Source organism: Dellaglioa sp. CoH-57-MRSF-22 (genome assembly GCF_056781895.1).
Genome location: NZ_JBXAXT010000287.1, coordinates 1 through 234, shown reverse-complemented (window position 1 = coordinate 234; position 234 = coordinate 1). Strand labels below are relative to the sequence as shown.

Below are 234 nucleotides of genomic sequence, written 5' to 3'. Positions count from 1 at the left end.
GGATCAAAACCCAGTGCCTTGGACCTGACTTGGCTAGTCCCCAATTGATTAGTTGACTTCAACACGTGGAAAATCTACACTAGCGACACACAGGCCGAGCCCGGGACACAAATTGCGGTCGGGGTAATCAGCCCCTCCTACGATTTTTACGAGGTCACAACGTTGGTGCGCAGGGCTGGACTCGAACCAGCGACACCCGGATTTTCAGTCCGGTGCTCTACCAACTGAGCTACC

The 234-nt window shown here is 54.3% G+C and carries 1 tRNA gene; it reads right to left on the bottom strand.

The annotated features are described in order from the left end of the window. Nucleotides 1-163: 163 nt before the first annotated feature. Nucleotides 164-233, bottom strand: a tRNA-Phe gene (locus AC1RPR_RS09110). Between the last annotated feature and the right edge of the window lies 1 nt (nucleotide 234).